Below are 21,546 nucleotides of genomic sequence, written 5' to 3' on the forward strand. Positions count from 1 at the left end.
TATTAAACAATAAAACCCGATGAGATACAATATTTGTTCTCGTCGGGTTTTCTCATTTTCCGGATCTTCTTTCTGAAGCAGGTGGTTCTTTTCTGCCTGTTTCAGTAGGTTGTAGGAGATGACTACCAGCCCGAATTCGATGTTTACCTTGGTCAGCTCCTGCAAGATAAATTTGCGGAACGACCGCACATACAAATAGTTGGCTTCCCCGCCGTAGTCGGCATCCAATCATCCGTTTTGGCTTAAGCATGCCGGAAGTCTGAGAAGCTTTTTCAGAACCGTTAGAGTAAAATTTCTCCATGGAAACGGTCCGATGTGAACGAAATTTAGAAGCTTTAAAAAGATCATTTGAGAATAATTTTTGCTTTAAAGGGGCTTTTGGGACAGCCACATTTCATTTCTGTGAAACCTGCCATTTTGCTTTGACAAGCTCCCATTTTCCATTTTTTAAATACCAGGTTGATATGACATTGCCAAGCTTGTCCGCATGGTAGGCGCCGCTTACCTGTTGGTATCCGGTTAGTCCGTAGCCTTTTTTTCCTTTTATTTTAACCTGTTTGAAAACAGCAACCGGGTCAATCATCAGTTCAAGCGGTTCATTGAGCGTCCCGTCTTTTTGGTAGATGCCAAGCCGGATATAGTCCTTTTTGCGCTTTCTTAAATCGATAAGATATGTTTCATTCGTGTTTTCAATTTTCAGGCTGGCCGACAGGGCATTCTCAAATTTCCCGGTAAGCTTTAATCCCGTCGGCATCGGCAAATTTTTCAGGATTCCGCCTTTTAGCGTATCGAGGCGGTATTGGATGATACCTCCGCTGCCCCCGCTATTGCTGGAACCGAGCATGTCTTTGACACCGTCGTGATTGAGGTCGGCAAACTGCATTTCCGGTTCATATCCCGGTTCATAAGGGATGCGGAACTTTTTCCCTTCCGATACCGTGATCTGTGCCCATATTTTTTTCATGTACAGGCTCCCGGTTTCAAACGGAATGCCTTCTAATACGATTAGATCTTTTTTTCCGTCACCTGTTACATCTTCATCGTACTGATGGATGGTTACTTTGCTGATTTTCGCTTTATCGCCCGCATCGGCAATCGCAACCGTGCTCACCGACATAAACAAAAATGCCAAGATCCCCAGCATATATTCCCGTTTCATTTGCTTTCACCCCGCATCCGTTTTAGTTTTAGGATGCGCAGGAAGGGCAAAATTATGTAAAAATTGCCTGGGGATGAAAAAAGTGTTTGCCGATACAGCAAACACTTTTTCCGTTAGCTTTCTTCCATTGTTTCTTCTTCCAGTTCCTGCTTCCACACTTCCGTGACTTCGCCGTTTTCACTTTCGTCAAGGATAAAAGAGCCATTTGAGTAGCGGTCGCTGTCGCGCATATCGTGCATGTTCATTTCTTCAAGATGGCCTTTTTCCGTACGGATCCATACTGTGTCCGTATCTTCCACGACTTCCATACCAACAATGCGGTGTGGGTGCGCTTTTAATTCGCGCAGCATGGCAACCCCGCGTTTGGCGCGGCTTGTTTTTTCAAATTCTGACAGTTTCATTTTCTTTACCGCGCCTCTTTGTGTGGCAATGAAGATTTTATCGGTTCCCGGATGTTCAACGATTTTCCCGCCGGCCAGCCAGTCGCCTTCTTTTAAATTCATACCCTTGACGCCCGCTGCCCGCTGTCCTACTACACTGATTTCCTCTTCATGAAACCAGAGCCCGTAACCGAGATGCGAAGCCAAAAAGACATCTTTTGCCCCGTCCGTCAGATGAACATCAATTACTTCATCATCGTCCTTTAAGTTCATCGCTACAAGCGCTTTGGAATAACGCTGCGCCTGGTACTGCTGCAATTCTGTTTTCTTCGCCATGCCGTTTTTCGTAAAGAACAAAATATATTGCGGCTGGTTAAAATCTTCAACCGGGAGCACTTTTATAATGTTTTCATCGCGGTCAAGCGGCACGATATTGGCAACGTGCTGGCCAAGGTCTTTCCAGCGGATATCCGGCAATTCATGGACCGGCAAATAAAGATAATTGCCTTTGTTCGTAAACAGCAGTACGGTATTCACTGTATTGAGCTGGCACTTAAAGAGCAGGCGGTCGCTGTCTTTGATTGCCAGGTCCCGGCCGTTTGAAGCGGCGTAGGAGCGGAGGCTCGTCCGCTTAATATAGCCGTCTTTTGTAACGGTCACAATGACATCTTCATTCGGAATCATCGCTTTCAGATTGATTTTTAATTCTTGGATTTCCTCTTCGATCGTTGTTCTTCTTTCATCCGCATATTTTTTCCGGATTTCTTTTAATTCTTTTTTAATGACAGAGAAAAGCTTTTTCTCGCTCCCCAAAATAGCGGTGTATTCTTCAATTCTTTTTTCGAGATCTTCCAATTCCTTTTGCAGCGTTGTAATGTCAGTATTCGTTAAACGGTACAGCTGCAAGGTTACTATCGCTTCTGCCTGCGGTTCGGTAAAGCCGAATTTCGCCACGAGATTTGATTTGGCATCTTTTTTGTCTTTTGATGCACGGATTGCCGCAATAACTTCATCCAAAATGGACAATGCTTTCACCAGGCCGTCGACAATATGTTTCCGGTCGCGCGCTTTTTTTAAGTCAAACTCGGTCCGTTTCGTGACCACTTCCTTCTGGTGCCCGATATAGGCATCCAAAAGTTCCCGGAGGCCCATCAGCTGCGGGCGGCGGTTATGGATAGCCACCATGTTAAAATTATAGGACACCTGCAGATCCGTGTTTTTAAATAAATAGTTCAAAACGCTGTTCGCATCTGCGTCTTTTTTCAATTCAATCACAATCCGGAGCCCTGTACGGTCTGTTTCGTCGCGGACTTCGGACATGCCTTCCACTTTCCTGTCTAGGCGAAGCTCGTCGATTTTTTTTACGAGATTTGCTTTATTGACTTCGTAAGGAATTTCCGTAATAACGATTTGTTGGCGGCCGCCGCGCATATCTTCAATCGATGTTCTTCCCCTGATGACCATTTTGCCTCTGCCGGTTTCATACGCTTTTTTAATGCCATCAATGCCTTGAACGATGCCGCCGGTCGGAAAATCCGGTCCCTTTATCACTTTCATTAAATCGTCAACCGTGCAATCCGGGTTTTCGATCCGCATGATCGCGCCATCAATCACTTCGCCTAAATGATGCGGTGGAATTTCGGTTGCATAACCGGCCGATATGCCGGTCGAACCGTTTACCAAAAGATTTGGAAATCTGGCGGGCAAAACGGTCGGCTCGTTTATCGTATCATCAAAGTTCGGGATGAACCGGACCGTTTCTTTATCAATATCGTGAAGGAGTTCAGATGCGATCGGGGAAAGCCTTGCTTCCGTATACCGCATGGCCGCGGCCGGGTCACCGTCAATGCTGCCGTTGTTTCCGTGCATTTCAATCAGGACGTTGCGCAGCTTCCAGTCCTGGCTCATCCGCACCATCGCCTCATAAACGGAAGAATCGCCATGCGGATGGTAGTTGCCGATGACGTTCCCGACCGTTTTTGCGGACTTTCTGAAGTTTTTGTCGGCTGTATTGCCCTCAACGTGCATCGCATACAGAATGCGCCTTTGCACCGGCTTCAGCCCGTCTCTCGCATCCGGAAGGGCACGGTCCTGAATGATGTATTTGCTGTAACGGCCGAAGCGGTCGCCCAGCACCTCTTCCAAAGGCAAGTCTTGAAAGCGTTCTGCCGTCCTCATTCGCTCATGTCCCCTTCCTCAATCATTAAGTTCTCGTTGTCTAAAATATTGGTGTCGTCTTCAAGGCCAAACTCAACATGGTTTTCAATCCATTGCCGGCGCGGTTCGACTTTGTCACCCATAAGCGTCGTTATCCGGCGTTCAGCCCGCGCCGCGTCATCAATGCGAACACGGATCAGGGTGCGCGTTTCAGGATTCATCGTCGTTTCCCACAGCTGGTCGGCATTCATTTCGCCAAGCCCCTTATAGCGCTGTAGCACATAGCCGCGTCCGACTTTTTTGATCGTTTCATCCAATTCTCTTTCGGTCCAGGCATACTCGACGATTTCTTTTTTCCCGGAGCCTTTGCTCACCTTATAAAGCGGCGGCAGTGCGATATACACCTTCCCGACCTCGATTAACGGGCGCATATAACGGTAAAAGAATGTCAAAAGCAGCACCTGGATATGGGCGCCGTCCGTGTCGGCATCAGTCATGATAATGACTTTGTCGTAATTGACATCATCCAGATTAAAATCCGGGCCCACCCCGGCACCGATTGTGTATATAATCGTGTTGATTTCCTCGTTTTTAAAAATATCCTGCAGTTTAGCCTTTTCAGTGTTGATGACTTTTCCACGCAGCGGCAGGACGGCCTGGAATTTGCGGTCACGCCCCTGTTTGGCGGAACCGCCGGCAGAGTCCCCTTCCACAAGATACAATTCGTTCCGCTGCGGGTTGCGGCTTTGCGCAGGCGTTAATTTTCCGGATAAAGTCGTTTCTGATTTTTTTCGTTTTTTTCCGCTCCTCGCTTCTTCGCGCGCTTTCCGTGCCGCTTCACGGGCCTGCGATGCTTTGATCGCTTTTTTAATCAGCAGGCTGCTTGTTTCCGGATTTTCTTCAAGGAAATAAGCGAGATGCTCCGACACGATCGTATCGACAGCGGAACGGGCTTCGCTTGTGCCGAGCTTCCCTTTTGTCTGCCCTTCAAATTGGAGCAGCTCTTCCGGAATGCGGACGGAAATAATGGCCGATAATCCTTCACGGATGTCAGAGCCTTCCAGGTTTTTATCTTTGTCTTTTAAAAGCCCGGTTTTCCTCGCATAATCGTTCATGACGCGCGTCAACGCCGTTTTCGCCCCGGCTTCATGCGTGCCGCCGTCTTTCGTCCGCACATTATTGACAAACGACAAAATATTTTCCGAAAAACCGTCATTAAACTGGAATGCGAACTCCGCTTCGATCCCGCCCGCTTCACCTTCAATAAACACTACCGGATGGAGCACTTCTTTCCCTTCGTTCAAGTACGATACAAACGCTTCAATCCCATTTTCGTAATGGAAAACATCTTTCTGCCCATAGCGCTCATCCGTGATATCAATTTTTAAGCCCTTCAGCAAAAACGCAGATTCGCGTAACCGTTCGCATAACGTATCGTAATTGAAAGTGGTTGTGCTGAAAATAGAAGGGTCCGGTTTAAAATGGATTGCCGTGCCGGTCTGGTTCGTTTTGCCGATTTTTTCAAGCGTTGTTTCCGGTTTGCCGCCGTCACGGAAACGCTGTTCATATACATAGCCATCGCGGTGGATGGTTACAACAAGCCATTCGGACAAGGCGTTGACGACGGAAGCGCCGACACCGTGCAGGCCTCCGCTCGTTTTATAGCCGCCCTGGCCAAATTTTCCGCCGGCGTGCAAAATGGTTAATATGACCTCTGTTGTCGGCTTGCCAAGCTTGTGCATCCCGACCGGCATGCCGCGCCCGAAGTCCTGCACACTGACGCTATTATCTTTATGTATCTTGACGATGATGTGGTCCCCGTAACCGGACAGCGCCTCATCGACCGCATTATCGACAATCTCATAAACAAGATGGTGCAGGCCGCGCGTATCGGTTGAGCCGATGTACATTCCCGGCCTTTTTCTTACTGCCTCCAGCCCTTCCAGCACCTGGATGGCATCGTCATTATATTCCAATGTATTTTGTTTCTTTGCCACAAATATTCCCCTTTCAGTACCAAAAGCGTTCCCGCTGGGCATCCACAGGAACAAACATTCGTTCTTATTATAACACACTTCCCCGTTTCGTCTAATACCCATTTTAGCGATAAAACGGAATTTGTAAAATGGCGGGTTGACATAACATCCAGCATAAGTGAAGGGGTAAAGAAAAGCAAGCGCCTTTCAATAGGCACCTGCTTAGCGGCTTTGCCTTCATTTTGTCAATGCATGTTCGACTTTGATGCAGCGGTTCATCACAACCGTATAGCCTTTTTCTTTCAAAAAATGATAAGCTTCTTCGTTCTCAATGCCAAGCTGTGCCCAGAAAACATCCGCGTCAATTTCATCGAATTCCCTGGCCAGTTCCGGCAAATATTCCGGGCGCCGGAAAATGTCGACAATATCAACATGTCCCTTGATATCTTTTAAAGAAGGAACGGCTTTTTCGCCTAAAATTTCTGTTGCTTTCGGGTTGACCGGGATGATTTCATAACCGGCATCCTGCATCGCTTTAGCAACCATATACGAAGTTTTTTCCGGATGATTGCTTAATCCGACAACCGCAATCCGCCTCGCTTTTTTTAAAATGTCCCTGATTTCTTCCCTGCTAGGATTTTCAATCGCCATTTTACAACCCCTCTTTTCTGGTGTTAAGGTGATACATATTTCATTCCCTCAGCTATACCATTCGATTCTACTTTTTCAAAATCCTTCTTTCTTCCGAATAATCCAATAAACATACATTCAATAGACATCACAAAAAAATCTCCTCTTTCCTGTAAGTTCATGCTACAATAAGCATAGAATTTTTCTAAGGAGTTTTGCACATGAAAATCGCGCTGATTATTATTTTGGCTTACCTGCTTGGATCAATCCCGACCGGCTTGATCATTGGTAAGCTTTTTTATAGGATAGATATTCGCGAGCACGGAAGCGGTAATCTTGGGGCAACGAACACATTCCGCGTCCTCGGTAAAAAAGCCGGAAGCGTTGTAACGGTTGTCGACATTTTAAAAGGGACATTGGCGACCCTTCTCCCGCACTTTTTTGGAATGGAGCATGTGCTGCACCCGCTCTTGATCGGATTGATCGCCGTTGTCGGCCATATGTTTCCGGTATTTGCGAAATTTAAAGGTGGGAAAGCGGTTGCGACATCGGCCGGCGTTGTCCTTGCTTATCAGTGGCCTTTATTTGTCATGGTGGTTGTTGTCTTTTTAATTACGTTGAAAATCAGCAAATATGTTTCGCTGTCTTCCATCTTGGCCGCTGTCTTTGCCCTTATTTATACTTTCGTTTATATGGTCTTTACGCACGACTGGCCGCTGTTTGTGATTATTTTGGCGCTTGCTTCCTTCATCATTTACCGCCACAAAGCAAATATTAAACGGATCAAAGACAAAACCGAGCCAAAAGTCAAGTGGCTATAGCTATAGCCCTAAGGCAAAAGGTTAGGGATCAACTGCCGTTTTGATTTATAATAGAAAAAGCAAAAGCAGTTGGAGGGAAGAACGGCATGAGGATTCACATAACAGACGAAGCAGCAAATTGGTTTAAAAGAGAAATGGAGCTCGATGACGGCGAGTCTGTACGCTTTTTTGTAAAATACGGCGGTTCGACTCCCGTTCAGCACGGATTTTCACTCGGTGTCCGCAAAGATTTCCCCGATGATCCTGCAGCCGCCGTTGAACGGCACGGTCATGCCTTTTTCATCGAAAGCACGGATGAATGGTATTTTGACGGCCATGATTTATATGTCGGATATGACCCGAAACTGGATGAACCGGTTTATGAATATCCAAAACATTAAAATCGGCGCCGGAGCAGGAGGCAATACGCCGCAAGCCCCGGACGCCGATTTTAATTTAAGGCGATGTGAGTGTTAATTTTCCGCGATGCATACCGGAGAACCGGATTTCACGGTCATCAACGCCTATTTTAAAAACTTCAGCGCTGCCTCAAGTTGCCCTTCTTTTTCCAAAACCTCCCGCTGCTTGCTTCCAAGCAGATCGAAATGGCTGTACCCGTCTTTTCTGACATGGATCCATTCTTTTTTTAATTGGTAGCGGCCCCCCCATTCCGCGAGCTTTCCGAGGTCATTGCAGCCGACTTTTGTGACCGATTTTGCTTCCGGAAAACGGTCATCGAGCCAAAAGTGTGTTAAAAACGCAATTTCCCCGCGGTCAATTGCCGCTTTCCATTCCTGGATCTGTTTCCGCTTAATCCCAAAAGCCAACACAATCCCCCGCTTTACGATTTTTTCGCTTTTTCGTATGCTTCATGCCAGTCCGGATATACCCGCCGGATCGATATTGGACGGAACGTATCTTTTTTCACGCACACATGCTTTGAAACCCCTGTTACGGCCAGATCACCGTTTCCGGTATAGATTTCATATCCGTAATGGACGCGCAGCCCGTCATAGTGATCGATCCATGTTTTAACTGTCGCGGTTTCCCCATACCGTACCGGTTTTTTGTATGAAACCTGGATATCAATCACCGGAGAAATGATCCCATCTTTTTCCATATCGGCGTAACGGAAACCGAGATCTTCAATCAATTTTGTCCTGCCCACTTCCATCCAGACTAAATAATTGGCATGGTACACAACACCCATTTGGTCCGTTTCCGCATAACGCACATGAATTTTAGCTTCAGATACTTGCATTTTGGACACCTCTTCTATGTACAGTCAATATGTTTATTTTAACATAAAGGCTATGATCGTGATCAATGTTGATGATCGCGAAATCCGCTCACTTTCTGCACGCATCGCGAGCCTCCTAGCTTGTCACTCAGCACGAGGGAACTCTTCTTGCTCGCTTATCCCGCAGGTGTCTCAGAAATTAGCGATAATCAACAATAAAATTTAACAGAGCCAGCATAAAAGGAAGGGCAGCATCGTGTCCCGATTTTACGCGCTGCCTATAAAAAGCCGGGCCTCCAAGAGGGAAATAGCGTTGTTTCGATATTGGAAACATTGCCTTTTTCCTTAGAAGGCCCGGCCGTGAAAAATTATGATTGTCGTTCATGGTAAGCGGCTTCGTCCTTGACTTCGTTTCTCATTGCTTCAAGGCTTTCGCGCCGGCGTTCATTTTTTTCTTTAATTTGCTGGATTTGCGTTTCGTCCGTTGTAAATGCTAGTGACTCTTCCGCTTTTTCCATGTTTTCAATTGTATTGTGGATCATGTTTTGCAGTTTTTCGACATTATCGCTGCGGTCATCCGGTTTTGGCTGGTTATTGGCCATGCTGTTTTCCTCCTTCGCTGCACAGTTACTCGCCCTTTGTCTGGATCACTTGAGCATGCTGTCCCGAACGGTCCTGCATTTGTTTCCCTTTATTGCCGGAAAATCCGCGTGGCTGTGTGCCGAGGTGATCCGGAACAAAATATTTGCTTTTCTTTTTTGGGTTGCCCATGTTTATCCCCCCTCCCCCTACATCTTCCCCCGGGAAAGGATGAATTATGAGCCGATGCTAGTGGCTTATTCTGCTAATTTCATCGCATGTTTCCGTTCCAGCCGTTCTTCTATTTGCTTCATAGCATCCATATCGCGTAATAATGCCTGCTTATTTTCGGCAACCAAATCGGAAAAAGTTTTTTTGTGCATTTTTCTCACTTTTGCCACTCCTTGCGTATGTATTTTTACTTAGTATGGGCAATTATGAGAAAAATTATAAATGCGTCAAAAAAGCTGCGACCCGTAAGATCGCAGCTTTTTGGAGCAAAATTATTTTGTCTGTACTTCATCTCTCGACTGTTGCAGTTTGCCGCGCAATACCATTTGCAGGATGCCGCCGTGGCGGTAGTAATCGATTTCCACTTCGGAATCGAAACGGACGAGCGCTTGAAATTCTGTTTTCTTTCCTGCTTCATCGGTTGCAGTAACCTTAACCCAATCATGCGGCTTCACATTTTCATCAATCTGCACTTCAAACGTTTCTTTTCCGGTAAGGCCGAGTGTGTCGGCATTTTCGCCTTTTTTAAACTGCAGCGGAAGCACACCCATCAGCACTAGATTCGAGCGATGGATCCGTTCGAAGCTTTCCGCAATGACGGTTTTGATGCCGAGCAGATATGTGCCTTTTGCCGCCCAGTCACGTGAAGAGCCCATACCGTAATCTTTGCCGGCCAGGACAACAAGGCCGGTGCCGTTTTCTTTATACCGCATGGCAGCATCGTAAATCGATGTGACCTCATTTGTCGGCCAGTAAGTTGTATAGCCGCCTTCCGTTCCTGGAGCGATTTGGTTGCGGATGCGGATATTGGCAAATGTCCCGCGCATCATGACTTCGTGGTTGCCGCGGCGCGATCCGTAAGAGTTAAAGTCACGCGGTTCAACACCTTTTGAAAGCAAGTATTTGCCGGCCGGAGTATCTTTTCCGATTGCCCCCGCAGGTGAAATATGGTCAGTTGTAACCGAATCGCCGAATTTGCCGATGACTTGCAGGCCGGTTAACGGCTTGACTTCGCCCGGTTCCGGAGACAGGTTTTCAAAGAACGGCGGATTTTGGATGTATGTTGATTCAGAATCCCAAGTGTATAAAGGTTCGTCGCTCGTTTCGATTGCATTCCAGCGTTCATTATCGCTAAAGACATTTTCATACTGTTTGCGGAACAGTTCCGGTGTTACGACTTGTTTGATCGTTTCGTTAATTTCGTCCTGGGACGGCCAAATGTCTTTTAAGTATACATCATTTCCGTTTTTATCTTTTCCGATCGGATCGTTATTTAAATCGATGTTGACGGTTCCGGCCAAAGCGTATGCCACAACAAGCGGCGGCGATGCCAAATAGTTCGCTTTGACAAGCGGATGGATCCGGCCTTCAAAGTTGCGGTTTCCAGAAAGGACGGAAGTGACAAGCAGGTCGTTTTCCGCGATCGTTTTTTCGATTTCTTCTTTCAGCGGCCCGGAGTTTCCGATACAGGTTGTACAACCATATCCGACAAGGTTAAAGCCTAGTTTTTCCAAGTACGGCATTAAACCGGAATCATTTAAATAACCGGTAACGACTTTCGATCCAGGCGCAAGCGAAGTTTTTACATATTTCGGCACTTCAAGGCCTTTTTCCACCGCTTTTTTCGCAAGCAGGCCGGCGCCGAGCATTACGTAAGGGTTGGATGTATTTGTACAACTTGTAATGGCTGCAATCGCAACAGCACCGGTTTTAATCGGGGCCGATTCACCGTTGTTGAATTGGATGACGGCTTCTTTTTCAAGTTCTTTTTCATCCAGCCCGAAACCTTGGTTGCCGGCAGGCGCCGTGATCGCTTTTTGGAAAGCGGACTGCATTTGGGAGAGCGGAATAAGGTCCTGCGGGCGTTTCGGGCCGGAAAGGTTCGCTTCGATTTCAGAAAGATTCAGTTCGAGCACATCGGTATAAACCGGATCTTCTTTATCCGGGGTAAAGAACATGCCGTTTTCTTTTAAGTAGGCTTCCACTAATTTCACATGGTCTTCGCTTCGGCCGGTTAGGCGCAAGTAAGCAAGCGATTCATCGTCAACCGGGAAGAATCCGCATGTTGCCCCGTATTCAGGAGCCATGTTTGCAATTGTGGCGCGGTCCGCTAACGGCAGCGTCGATACACCAGGTCCGAAGAATTCGACAAATTTGCCGACTACCCCTTTTTGGCGCAGAAGTTGTGTCACTTTTAACGCAAGGTCTGTTGCAGTAGCGCCGTTCGGCAGGGAACCCGTAAGTTTTACGCCGATGACTTCGGGGATCGGGAAGTAGGAAGGCTGGCCGAGCATGCCGGCTTCCGCTTCGATCCCGCCGACGCCCCAGCCGAGCACGCCGAGCCCGTTAACCATTGTCGTATGGGAGTCGGTTCCGACAAGCGTATCCGGATAAGCTTCATATTCGCCGTTTTCCAGTTCTTTTTCATGGACAACACTTGCGAGGTATTCAAGGTTAACCTGGTGCACGATCCCGGTTGCAGGCGGAACGGCACGGTAGTTGTCAAATGCTTTTTGCGCCCAATTTAAAAATTTGTAGCGTTCGGCATTACGCTTGAATTCAAAATCCATGTTGGCCTGCAGGGCGTCCGGTGTGCCGTATTTGTCAACCTGTACCGAGTGGTCAATGACAAGGTCAACCGGAACTTCCGGATTGATTTTGTCCGGATTTCCGCCCATATCGGCCATCGCTTTGCGGAGGGATGCAAGGTCGACCACAACCGGTACGCCGGTAAAGTCCTGCAAAATAACGCGGGACGGTTTAAACGGAACTTCTTTGTCCTTCACTTCATCTGAACCCCATTTGGCCAAATCTTCTACATGTTCTTTTGTAATAGCATGGCCGTCCATTTGGCGGAGCACAGATTCGAGCAGCACTTTAATCGAATACGGCAGGCGTGAAACATTGGCAATTCCTGCGTCCTGGAGCGCCGTCAAACGGTAGTAGTGATAGCGTTTCCCATTTACTTCAAACGTAGAACGCGCTTGAAAGACATCATTCGACATGTCTTTTCCCCCTTTTTCAAGATTCGTGTTTTCATCATTTCATAGAAAAGCGGAATAATCCGTAAAAACTTCTCGCAGTTCCATCATATTACAATAATCACCATAAGTAAATAACAATAATGTTATTGTAAGTGATAAGTTTTCTTTATTTTACTTTCGATTTTGAATCGAAAAAATTTTATGACCCCATCTAAAACAGACATGATTTTTCCCTTTTCAAACATACTAAGCTTAAAGAAACTGGAGGTGAACGATGATGGCAAGGCAGAAAGCCAACCATATACGCCCAGGCATGAACGCTGCGAAAGCGCAGGGAAAAGGCGCGGGATATAATGAAGAAGTTTCAAACGAGCCGTTAACCGAGAGGGAAAAGCAGTTCAATAAAAAGTGCAAGAAAAAACAGTAGAGAATGCAAAGAAATCAGCCTGCCAGGCTGATTTCTTTGTTTTGTGCATTCGAGGTTGTTTATTAATATAATATTAATGTTTTTTCATTAAATGGCCCAATCCCCGTTCCGGAACACAGGCACAACTGTTCCGTCCTGTTTGATTCCATCAATATTCATTTCGACAGAACCGATCATAAAGTCAACATGGACATTGGAGACATTCATGCCGTGTTTTAACAGTTCTTCTTCACTCATTTTCGTGCCGCCCTCGATTGTGGTCGGATAGGCGGCGCCGATTGCCAGGTGGTTTGAAGCATTTTCATCAAACAGCGTGTTGAAAAAGGTGATGCCGGATTGTGAAATTGGCGACGGATCTGGAACGAGCGCCACTTCGCCAAGCCCAGTTGCCCCCTCGTTTTCAAAAACGAGTTTTTTGATCGCTTCACCGCCTCTTTCGGCAGAAATGTCCACAATCTTGCCGTCTTTAAAATGGACAACAATCCCTTCAATTAACGTGCCGGCATAACTTAAAGGTTTTGTGCTGCGGACAACGCCTTCCATCCTGTGGGTATCAGGAGCGGTAAATACCTCTTCTGTCGGCATATTGGCAATGAACTCCTCGCCTTTCGGGTTAAAGCTTCCCGCGCTCGCCCAAATATGGTTTTTCGGGAGGCCCAGTGTCAAATCCGTGCCAGGCGCCGTATAATGGAGCGCGTCAAATTGGATTTCGTTTAATTTTGCCGCTTTTTCGTTCAAAATCTTTTTATGTTCTTCCCAGGCGGCAACAGGATCGTCGGCGTACACTCGGCACGTCTTGAAAATTTGGTCCCAAAGGGCATCGACTTGCTCTTCTTCCGTTTTTAAATCCGGGAACACTTTTGCAGCCCAGCCGGCACCCGCCGCTGCTGCGACCGTCCATTTTATATCATCATTTTGGGTGGCCACCCGCTGCGCCTTGAACGCTTTCGATGCCGCATTTTGATAAGCGGCGACTTTATGCGGGTCAATTTCATCCAACAGCCCTGGGTCGCTTGACAAAATTGAAAGCCGGCTGACTTTATGGTTTAGCACATGATCTTCAGTTTCGGCAATTTTATAGTCCGGAATATGGGTCAGCACTTCCTCCGGCTGGTTCAGATAATGCTGCTTTGTGATTTCGTCGTCAGACCAGTCGACAATAACCTTTTCGGCACCGAGCGCATAAGCTTCTTTCACGACAAGGCGTGCGAGTTTTGCCTGGTCTGTCGTGATATACACTTTTACCCAATCTCCCGGCTGGACATTTATACCTTTAGACACAAGCAATTTCGCATATTTCTGTAAATTCCGTTCAAAATCCGATAATACCATACTGTTCCCTCCTAAATAAATGCAATTTTTTGTTATAAACCATATTTTTTTGTGCAGACCCGATACATTTCAATATTATACCAGATTCAGGCAGACAACCATATGAAAAAAGCAGGGTGCTCCCCCGCCTTATTTTTCATCTACTTTTTTCACGATTTTATCCAAATCGTTGCGGAAACGCTCCAATTGCGGACGCTGCGTTTCGCTGGCCACTTCGAGCGCGTTTTCAATCTGCTGGTATGTTTCATTGATTTCTTCTTTTAAATGTTTTAAATGATGGCCGTAGTCTTCGCTGTCCACAACGAAATCCCGGTAAATATCTTCCGTCTGGTTCATGCTTTGCTGGGCTGCCTGGAACGCCTGCTGCTTGTCTTTATGGTAAGGCATTGTCATCTCTCCTTCAAAAAAATTGCAATGGTTAGTGTATACCATTTTTCCGCAAATATTCCGTATAACCGGCTTCAAAAAAGCAAAAAGTATAAAAAGGAGGGATGGAATTTGACAAACAAAAACGACAGCAACGATATGCACAGAAACCAGCCGAAAGTAAACAACGGCGGGCAGCCAGAACCCTTAAGCGGGTCAAAAAAAGTAAAAAACCGCAACCATACGAGGCAAAAACATAACGCAGGACACGATATGTAAGACTTCAAGCAGGCAGGGACTGGCCCCGCCTTCACCGGTGCACGCAAAAATGTGTAAATTTTAGACGTTTTTGAATACTGTCCTTTATGTTTAGCCCCATATAGAAAGAATAGGAGGAATGGTAAAATGTCGTTTATCTTATATTTAATCATAGGTGGGATTATTGGATGGCTTGCAGGCCTCATTTTAGGCAGGGATATCCCGGGCGGTATCATCGGCAATATTATTGCGGGAATCATCGGCGCATGGCTCGGGGGCGCAATTTTCGGGAATTTCGGCCCGGCCGTTGCAGGTATGGCGATTATTCCAGCTCTGATCGGCGCCATCATACTTGTTTTTGTATTGAGCTTTATTTTAAGAACTGCCAGAAAAGCATAATGGAAAAGGGCGGACGGTCCCGCCCTTTTTTACCGGTTTACTTCCTGCGCGCCTTCTTTTTTATACAGGCGGACATAATACATCACTTCGGATACATATTTGTTGCTGTGGTTGTAGGAGTAGACGGCTTTTTCAATCTGGCCGTCCGCCGCGCCATTTTTCGCAAGGTAATTTGCCGCGCTAAAGATGGCGTCTTTATCGTCAAACGGGTCCGCCTTCCCGTCCCCGTCCGCATCGATGCCGTATCCCCCGTACTTTTTGATTACAGCCGGGTCCGTTTTTTCCTTTTCGGGGATATTCCCTTTTCCAAGCCCGCTGCATGACGGGTGCTTCCATCCGACAAAAGTGCACGGCATAAATTGCATCGGCCCCTCTGCCCCGGCCGGTGAAACCATTGGCTTCAATGTTGAAAATCTCGTTTCAACCCGGTGATGGGCAGCAAGCACATACCAGGGAACCCCGTAAACTTTTTGTGCTTCCAAGTATATTGCCATATATTTTTTCGGTATGTAGGAGTTGTATTTTTTCTCTATTTTTTCTTCATGGGAAATCAAGTAATAGCCGATGACCAACACCGGGATCAATAGGATGATGAATGTTTTGCGCCGGTTCTGTTTCTTCTTGGATGATTTTGGCATTTCCGTATAAGTCCTTTCTCGTTTCCCTTTCACATCTTTCCTTTATATCATACCGAATGTAAAAGCCGAAATCCACGGGAAGATTCCGGCTTTTGCCCTTCTATTGGGCGCTCGCATAATGGTTCTGCAACTGTTCGCGCAACGCCCGCTTTAAAAATTTGCCGACCGAGGTTTTTGGGATCTCTTTTACGAATATAATGTCATCCGGGATCCACCACGAGGCAAACTGCTTTTTTAAATAATCTTTCAACACTTGGGCGGTGACTTTATTTTCATAGCCGTTTTTTAAAACGACGCAGCCGAGCGGGCGTTCCTGCCATAACGGATGTGGGACAGCAATGACCGCCGCTTCGAACACTGCTTCATGGGACATGAGAGCGTTTTCGAGTTCAACGGAAGAAATCCATTCACCTCCGCTTTTTATCAAGTCTTTTGTTCGATCGGTAATTTTTAAGTAGCCTTCTTCGTCGATAACCGCAATATCCCCGGTAAATAACCAACCATTTTTAAAGGCTTCATGCCTACTGTTGTCACGGTAATATTCATCCGCAATCCAAGGGCCCCTAATGGTAAGTTCGCCCATCGTTTTCCCGTCCCATGGCACTTCCCCTTTTTCATTTACGACTTTTACTTCAACCCCGGGAACCGGCAGGCCTGTTTTTCCCCTCGTTTCAATAATTTGGTCCAGCGTATCATCTTTCATGCTGCTTTTTAAGGATGCAACGGAGACAATCGGAGAAGTTTCCGTCATCCCGTATCCGGTCATAAACGGCACTTTGTATGTTTCCTCGTAAGCGCGGATCAGCCCTTTTGGTGATGCTGCTCCCCCGCTGACAATGAGACGCAGGCTGCTGATATCGTATTGTTTTTCCTGTAACACTTTCAGCATGCCGATCCATATCGTCGGGACGCCAGCCGTAATTGTCACTTTTTCTTTTTCAATCAGTCCAGCCAGCAGCTCCGGTGTAAAAGACGGGCCGGGAAGCACCTGTGTTGCGCCGAACCAAGCGGCGGCATACGGCAGACCCCATGCATTCACATGAAACATCGGGACGACCGGCATCGCCACATCTTGTTCGCAAACACCAAGATTATCCGCAAGGCCTAGCGCCATGCTGTGAAGGTAAAGGCCGCGGTGGGAATAGACAACACCTTTCGGGTAACCGGTAGTTGCCGAAGTATAACACATGGCAGCAGGCGCATTTTCATCGAGGCCATGCAAAAACGGGTAATCTTCATCTCCTTCATTCAAAATTGCTTCATAAGAAGATACAGGGTAAAGCGTTGTTTCCGGAAGCGTTTTGCTATCGCTCATGATAACGAAATGCTCCACCGTCTTCAGCCTGTCACGGATTTTTTCAATGAGAGGAACGAGATCAACATCCACTAAAAGAATTTTATCTTCCGCATGGTTGATGACATAAGCAAGATGGTCTTCCGACAACCGGATATTCACCATATGCAGGACAGCCCCGCGGCACGGCACTGCAAAATACGCTTCCAAATGGCGGTGGTGGTTCCAGGCAAAAGACCCGATCCTGTCGCCTTTTTTCATGCCAAGCTTTTCCAAGGCGCTGGAAAGCCGGCGCGTCCGCTTGGCAATCTCGGCATACGGTATCCGCTGTATGCCGGTGTGCGTCCGCGACACCACCAGTTTCCTCGGAAAGTAGCGCTCAGCCCTCTCTATTAAGGAAGAGAGCAAAAGCGGCGTGTTCATCATATGCATCTACCCCACTTTTGTAAAAATATATTCATCCCGCTTAAAAAAACCACGGGAGGATAAAAGAAGTCAAAATCGCGGTTAAACCCATTGCAACACCCGACACGGCCCCCTGCAGGTCGCCTTCCTTAACGGCTTCACCGGTGCCGATGCCGTGGGAAATGGTTCCAAGCGCAAGCCCCCTGGAGATCGGGTCATCAATTTTGGCCCATGTCAATAGTTTCAAACCGAACATTGCCCCGAGCATACCTGTAATCATAACAAAACCGGCGACAAGCACCTGGTTTCCACCGATGATTTTTGCCACTTCGCTCGCTACCGGAACCGTGATCGATTTAACCGCAAGAGAAGCAAAAATATAATTGGACAGTCGGAACACTTTCGCGAGGATCAACGCAATCCCGACGGTGAGCACACTGCCTGAAAGCATGCCGCCCAATACCGGCATCGAATAGTGGAGCAGGATGGCCTTGTTTTTATAAAGCGGCACGGCAAGCGCGACCGTAGCCGGGCCGAGAAAATAAGTCATCAGTCCTTTTGCGGGTAGATATTCTTTGTAAGGGACATGGCTGGCCAACAGGATGAGTATCACGGCAACTGTGCTGAAAAAAACAGGTGTTGTAAACGGGGACGGGTATTTTTTCGATAATCGTAAAGACAACAAATAGACAAACACGGTCACGAAAATGCTATAAAGAGTGGCTATGCTGCTGCTCATGGCTTTCCTCACGGCTCCTTGCCAAAAATTGTGCGGAAATCCCCGTCCCCAAAATGCCGGCTGCCGCACTGACAGCCAAGATCAGAAACAACACAAGCCCCTCATGGATAAAAACGGTACCGAGCGTCATCAGCCCGACAGAGATCGGGATAAAAAAGAATGATAAATGCTTTAATATCCAGGTGGCGCCCATATCTATCCACTGCAATTTCAATATGCCTGTTGCAAGCAATAGAAAAAGCAGCAGCATGCCGAACACATTCCCCGGTATCGGCAAATGCAGCATTTTAACCGCTTCCAGCCCGATTTCGTATATCACCCAGAGCAAACCGATCTGCAATGCACCGAAAAAAGCCTTTTTCATGTTGCATACTCCCTTTGAGTTTACTGTATTATTACAGTTTATATTATACAAATATTCGATATAAGTTTTAAATATCCTTTAAGATTTTTGCAAAAAATATAGACTTTTCCGCGGGAGCATTCGGAATGAAAACCGCACTCGTTTCACATATTAAAAAAGAGGTGATACGATACCTAGAAGAAAAAGAAAGCCGCTCGTTGCAGGATCCAGGAATGCGCTCGACCGCTTTAAAGCGGATGTTATGGCAAAACAGGGGTTCCATACCGATGCGGACCAGCCGGACGACGTAAAATTTGTAGTAGCGGATGTCCAGGGGATTCCACTCCAAAAAGGCTACAACGGAAGATTAACCGCCGAACAGGTCGGCAAAATCGAGGGGCCGATCGGCGGGAGCATGGTGAAAGAATTGGTCCGCTTGGCGCAGGAACAATTGAAAAAAAGGTAAAAACGGGAAAAGGGTTACCCTTGCCCGTTTTTATTGATATATACCATATATTTATCCGTCTTTTTCGGCAGCACGGATGCAATACAAGGATGATACAAAATCACCTTTGGTTTCTATTTTATCAAGGAGGAGGCCAACTTGCATCAATTCATCGCCATAAACCGGTTCGCCGTATCCATCCACCGCATACAGCATCCCCGGATCAAGCCCCGCAAGCCGGATGCGTGAAAAAGGCGGATTCGGCTGTGCCAGTACCCGGTAATATCCCACGACCGCTTCCTTTTGGTCCGAGGATACGGCCATCCAGGCAGCTTCATTGGAGGGGAACGGGCTTAACAAACGGTAAAAGCGGCCGAATCGGAACAGGGCACGTTTTGCTTTGAAAAAAGCGATCTGTTTTTTTATGGCGGTTTTTTCTTCAACGGTTAAAGACGTAAGATCGAGTTCATAGCCGAAGGCGCCGAAATAAGCGGCATTTGCCCGTGTTTCAAGCGGCGTGATCCTTCCTGTTTGATGGTTCGGCACAGCGGATACATGGCTGCCGATGGAGGAAAGCGGATAAACGAGTGATGCTCCATATTGGATTTTCAATCTTTCGACCGCATCCGTGTCATCACTCGCCCAAGTCTGCGGCGCATAATACAGCATGCCCGGATCGAACCGCCCTCCCCCGCTTGCGCATGATTCAAAAAGTATATTTGGAAAATGTGAAATTAATTTTTCGTATAGCTTATACACCCCGAGAATATAACGGTGGAAAATTTCCCCCTGCCTGCTTTTCGGCCATGCTTTTGAAAATACTTCCGTCATATTCCGGTTCATGTCCCATTTGATATAAGAAATTTTCGATTCCCGGATTGTTCTGCTCATCGCTTCAAAAACATAACCCACGACCTCGTCCCGGGTAAAGTCCAACACATATTGGTTCCGTCCGTGCGACATCGGCCTGCCTGGAACTGAGATGACCCAATCCGGGTGCTTCCGGTACAAATTGGAATCTTTGTTCACCATCTCCGGTTCGAACCAAAGGCCGAATTTCATACCGAGCGCCTCGATTTTTTCCGACAACCCTTTGATTCCGCCCGGTAGTTTTTCAAGGTTCGGCTCCCAGTCCCCGAGGGAGCTTTTGTCATTGTCCCGCCTGCCGAACCAGCCGTCATCAAGCACAAACAGCTCAATCCCTAATTTTTTTGATTCCATTGCAAGCGTCAAAATCTTTTCTTCAGTAAAACGGAAGTACGTTGCTTCCCAATTATTGAATAAAACCGGACGTGGTTTATCCCGCCAAATGCCGCGGACAAGACGGGTGCGGTACAGTTCATGGTACGTTTGGCTCATACCATTCAGGCCCCGGACGGAATAGACGATCACACACTCCGGCGTTGTAAAAGTTTCGCCCGGATTCAGTTTCCACTTAAACTGGAACGGATGAATACCTATCATGATACGTGTCACGTGAAAGTTATCGACTTCAACTTGGGCAAGAAAATTTCCGCTGTACACAAGACTGAAGCCGTATACTTCCCCGCTTCCTTCTGTCGCATCCGGCCTTTTCAGCGCAAGAAAAGGGTTGAACTGGTGGCTACTTGCCCCTCTTGCGCTGTATACAGATTGGATTCCCCTCCCCAGCGGCTTTGCCTGCACATCCATCTCGCGCGCCCATGCCCCGGCAAGTGTAACCATTTCAAAATCGGAATCAGGAAAATCAATGCTTGCGCTCATCGCTGCATTTAAATAAAAACGTTCCCCGCCTTTATTTGAAAAAACCGCATGACGGGTAATAGCGTCCCAGCCGTTAAAAATGGTATAAAATAAAATCAGCTCCCCCCCAAGCACATCGTCAAACAAATAAATTTCAAGCGTTTCCGCCTCATGGATGTTTTCTGTATAGGTTGCCGGCAGTCCTTCAAGTTTCGGCTTGCCTTTACGGATCGAATACCCCCGGTAACGGAAATCAGAAATGGTGCTCCCCATTTTGTCCCTGATTTCATATGCAGGCATACGGAAATCTGTTGTGCCGTAAGCAGGGTATTCTTGTTTGATGTATTCGAGGGATGTCGTATAGCTGCCTTCAATGCGGTTCGTCGAAGCACTGTGCCTTCTTCTTTCCTTTAAATGTTGGAAAGACGGGCGGTGGCGGATTTTTTTCCCGAAATATAAGTGCTCCAGCTGCCCGCTCTCGCTGATGACGCCAAAAATATAACTGATCCCATTATTCTGCAGATGAAATTCCTGCGTTTTTTCATTTACAAAAATCGGCATTCTGCACCTCTCATTCGTTTTTTTCATTTATACGCGTATAAACGGCATTGCAATCATATTTTTTCTTCCACAAATCATTCTTTTCGTAAACTATTCTGTGGTCGCATTTTATTTTTTTAATTATCTAAAAATAACATTGCAATTTTGTGAACAATCCGTTACGATTAGGGGAAATTCCATCAAAAAGAGTCGCATTTATGGAGAAATTGGTACGCAATCATTCGTCAAATGTGGATTTTGAACAGATTGCATCAAGTCCCAAACTCTAAAAGCTGATGGCAGAGAAAAAGAAATTTATAGTACCGCTTACCGCCTTCTTTCTTGTTTTTTATTTCTCCCTTCCCGTTTTAACCTCATATTCTAAAGTGTTGAACCGTCCGTATGCCGGTGATATTACATGGACCTGGGTATTTGCAATTTCTCAAATTGTGATGACTTGGATCTTATGTACCGTATACGTCAGAAAACCGCTTTTTTGACC

The 21,546-nt window shown here is 46.7% G+C and carries 25 protein-coding genes; 7 read left to right on the forward strand and 18 right to left on the reverse strand.

Annotated elements, in window-relative coordinates; all coding sequences use genetic code 11:
• From BpJC4_RS16390 to BpJC4_RS11405, 5 genes are all read right to left on the reverse strand, one after another.
• A partial coding sequence (locus BpJC4_RS16390) for a hypothetical protein (protein ID WP_151697923.1) occupies positions 1–228 on the reverse strand: 228 nt, incomplete at its 3' end.
• A 166-nt stretch (positions 229–394) separates the two neighbouring features.
• The gene (locus BpJC4_RS11390) at positions 395–1,159 is read right to left on the reverse strand and encodes a YybI family spore inner coat protein (protein ID WP_172967495.1); all 765 of its coding nucleotides are present in this window, start codon (positions 1,157–1,159) and stop codon (positions 395–397) included.
• 113 nt (positions 1,160–1,272) lie between these two features.
• Positions 1,273–3,717 (reverse strand): DNA topoisomerase IV subunit A, encoded by a 2,445-nt coding sequence (gene parC, locus BpJC4_RS11395; protein WP_151681734.1) that lies wholly within the window; start codon positions 3,715–3,717, stop codon positions 1,273–1,275.
• Entirely contained in the window at positions 3,714–5,693 is a 1,980-nt protein-coding gene (parE, locus tag BpJC4_RS11400; protein ID WP_151697924.1) for a DNA topoisomerase IV subunit B, read from the reverse strand. Before parE ends, parC begins: the two co-directional genes overlap by 4 nt.
• 216 nt (positions 5,694–5,909) lie before the next feature.
• On the reverse strand, positions 5,910–6,323 hold the full coding sequence (locus BpJC4_RS11405) for a CoA-binding protein (protein ID WP_151681732.1): 414 nt from the start codon (positions 6,321–6,323) through the stop codon (positions 5,910–5,912).
• Positions 6,324–6,523: 200 nt separating this feature from the next.
• Between BpJC4_RS11405 and plsY the strand changes: the two genes are divergently transcribed.
• Together plsY and BpJC4_RS11415 are read left to right on the forward strand one after the other, a co-directional pair.
• Positions 6,524–7,123 carry a glycerol-3-phosphate 1-O-acyltransferase PlsY gene (plsY, locus tag BpJC4_RS11410; RefSeq protein WP_151681731.1) on the forward strand — a complete coding sequence of 200 codons (600 nt, stop codon included), beginning with the start codon at positions 6,524–6,526 and terminating at the stop codon, positions 7,121–7,123.
• Positions 7,124–7,209: 86 nt separating this feature from the next.
• Positions 7,210–7,503, forward strand: coding sequence for a HesB/YadR/YfhF family protein (locus tag BpJC4_RS11415; protein WP_151681730.1), 294 nt, complete (start codon positions 7,210–7,212; stop codon positions 7,501–7,503).
• A 123-nt stretch (positions 7,504–7,626) separates the two neighbouring features.
• Here the strand turns inward: BpJC4_RS11415 and BpJC4_RS11420 are convergent, their stop codons facing one another.
• From BpJC4_RS11420 to acnA, 6 genes are all read right to left on the reverse strand, one after another.
• Entirely contained in the window at positions 7,627–7,929 is a 303-nt protein-coding gene (locus BpJC4_RS11420) for a hypothetical protein (RefSeq protein WP_151681729.1), read from the reverse strand.
• Positions 7,930–7,943: 14 nt separating this feature from the next.
• Positions 7,944–8,363 (reverse strand): acyl-CoA thioesterase, encoded by a 420-nt coding sequence (locus BpJC4_RS11425; RefSeq protein ID WP_151681728.1) that lies wholly within the window; start codon positions 8,361–8,363, stop codon positions 7,944–7,946.
• 347 nt (positions 8,364–8,710) lie between these two features.
• On the reverse strand, positions 8,711–8,944 hold the full coding sequence (gene tlp / locus BpJC4_RS11430; RefSeq protein ID WP_151681727.1) for a small acid-soluble spore protein Tlp: 234 nt from the start codon (positions 8,942–8,944) through the stop codon (positions 8,711–8,713).
• A gap of 25 nt (positions 8,945–8,969) precedes the next feature.
• Positions 8,970–9,113, reverse strand: a complete 144-nt coding sequence (locus tag BpJC4_RS11435; RefSeq protein WP_151681726.1) for an acid-soluble spore protein N — start codon at positions 9,111–9,113, stop codon at positions 8,970–8,972.
• Positions 9,114–9,178: 65 nt separating this feature from the next.
• Positions 9,179–9,304, reverse strand: a complete 126-nt coding sequence (locus BpJC4_RS11440) for an FbpB family small basic protein (protein WP_371862171.1) — start codon at positions 9,302–9,304, stop codon at positions 9,179–9,181.
• Positions 9,305–9,424: 120 nt separating this feature from the next.
• The gene (acnA, locus tag BpJC4_RS11445; RefSeq protein ID WP_151681724.1) at positions 9,425–12,157 is read right to left on the reverse strand and encodes an aconitate hydratase AcnA; all 2,733 of its coding nucleotides are present in this window, start codon (positions 12,155–12,157) and stop codon (positions 9,425–9,427) included.
• A gap of 256 nt (positions 12,158–12,413) precedes the next feature.
• On the opposite strand from acnA, the gene sspO reads away from it, so the two are divergent.
• A complete protein-coding gene (sspO, locus tag BpJC4_RS11450; RefSeq protein WP_151681723.1) occupies positions 12,414–12,563 on the forward strand; it encodes a small acid-soluble spore protein SspO in 150 nt (49 codons plus the stop codon).
• Between the two features lie 87 nt (positions 12,564–12,650).
• On the opposite strand, the gene BpJC4_RS11455 is transcribed toward sspO, so the two are convergent.
• Both BpJC4_RS11455 and BpJC4_RS11460 read right to left on the reverse strand, forming a co-directional pair.
• Positions 12,651–13,895 (reverse strand): aminopeptidase, encoded by a 1,245-nt coding sequence (locus tag BpJC4_RS11455; RefSeq protein ID WP_151697925.1) that lies wholly within the window; start codon positions 13,893–13,895, stop codon positions 12,651–12,653.
• Between the two features lie 129 nt (positions 13,896–14,024).
• The gene (locus tag BpJC4_RS11460) at positions 14,025–14,282 is read right to left on the reverse strand and encodes a hypothetical protein (protein WP_151681721.1); all 258 of its coding nucleotides are present in this window, start codon (positions 14,280–14,282) and stop codon (positions 14,025–14,027) included.
• 111 nt (positions 14,283–14,393) lie between these two features.
• On the opposite strand from BpJC4_RS11460, the gene BpJC4_RS11465 reads away from it, so the two are divergent.
• Together BpJC4_RS11465 and BpJC4_RS11470 are read left to right on the forward strand one after the other, a co-directional pair.
• The gene (locus BpJC4_RS11465) at positions 14,394–14,540 is read left to right on the forward strand and encodes a small acid-soluble spore protein P (protein ID WP_151681753.1); all 147 of its coding nucleotides are present in this window, start codon (positions 14,394–14,396) and stop codon (positions 14,538–14,540) included.
• A gap of 126 nt (positions 14,541–14,666) precedes the next feature.
• Complete coding sequence (locus BpJC4_RS11470; protein WP_151681752.1) at positions 14,667–14,918, forward strand: GlsB/YeaQ/YmgE family stress response membrane protein; 252 nt, start codon at positions 14,667–14,669, stop codon at positions 14,916–14,918.
• A 29-nt stretch (positions 14,919–14,947) separates the two neighbouring features.
• Here BpJC4_RS11470 and BpJC4_RS11475 read toward each other — a convergent pair whose 3' ends face one another.
• From BpJC4_RS11475 to BpJC4_RS11490, 4 genes are all read right to left on the reverse strand, one after another.
• Positions 14,948–15,556, reverse strand: a complete 609-nt coding sequence (locus BpJC4_RS11475; RefSeq protein WP_151697938.1) for a lytic transglycosylase domain-containing protein — start codon at positions 15,554–15,556, stop codon at positions 14,948–14,950.
• A 100-nt stretch (positions 15,557–15,656) separates the two neighbouring features.
• Positions 15,657–17,276 carry a long-chain fatty acid--CoA ligase gene (locus BpJC4_RS11480; RefSeq protein WP_151697926.1) on the reverse strand — a complete coding sequence of 540 codons (1,620 nt, stop codon included), beginning with the start codon at positions 17,274–17,276 and terminating at the stop codon, positions 15,657–15,659.
• 40 nt (positions 17,277–17,316) lie between these two features.
• The gene (locus tag BpJC4_RS11485) at positions 17,317–17,994 is read right to left on the reverse strand and encodes an LrgB family protein (RefSeq protein ID WP_151681750.1); all 678 of its coding nucleotides are present in this window, start codon (positions 17,992–17,994) and stop codon (positions 17,317–17,319) included.
• Positions 17,966–18,358 carry a CidA/LrgA family protein gene (locus tag BpJC4_RS11490; protein ID WP_151681749.1) on the reverse strand — a complete coding sequence of 131 codons (393 nt, stop codon included), beginning with the start codon at positions 18,356–18,358 and terminating at the stop codon, positions 17,966–17,968. Before BpJC4_RS11490 ends, BpJC4_RS11485 begins: the two co-directional genes overlap by 29 nt.
• A gap of 169 nt (positions 18,359–18,527) precedes the next feature.
• On the opposite strand from BpJC4_RS11490, the gene BpJC4_RS11495 reads away from it, so the two are divergent.
• Positions 18,528–18,803: an alpha/beta-type small acid-soluble spore protein gene (locus BpJC4_RS11495; protein ID WP_151681748.1), complete on the forward strand. Its 276-nt coding sequence runs from the start codon at positions 18,528–18,530 to the stop codon at positions 18,801–18,803.
• Between the two features lie 51 nt (positions 18,804–18,854).
• Here the strand turns inward: BpJC4_RS11495 and BpJC4_RS11500 are convergent, their stop codons facing one another.
• Complete coding sequence (locus BpJC4_RS11500; RefSeq protein WP_151697927.1) at positions 18,855–21,065, reverse strand: alpha-galactosidase; 2,211 nt, start codon at positions 21,063–21,065, stop codon at positions 18,855–18,857.
• Positions 21,066–21,340: 275 nt separating this feature from the next.
• On the opposite strand from BpJC4_RS11500, the gene BpJC4_RS11505 reads away from it, so the two are divergent.
• Positions 21,341–21,544 (forward strand): DUF485 domain-containing protein, encoded by a 204-nt coding sequence (locus tag BpJC4_RS11505; RefSeq protein ID WP_151697928.1) that lies wholly within the window; start codon positions 21,341–21,343, stop codon positions 21,542–21,544.
• The last annotated feature ends 2 nt before the right edge of the window (positions 21,545–21,546 follow it).

The sequence above is a fragment of the Weizmannia acidilactici genome (assembly GCF_008974185.1).
Taxonomy (GTDB): Bacteria; Bacillota; Bacilli; order Bacillales; family Bacillaceae_C; genus Weizmannia; species Weizmannia acidilactici.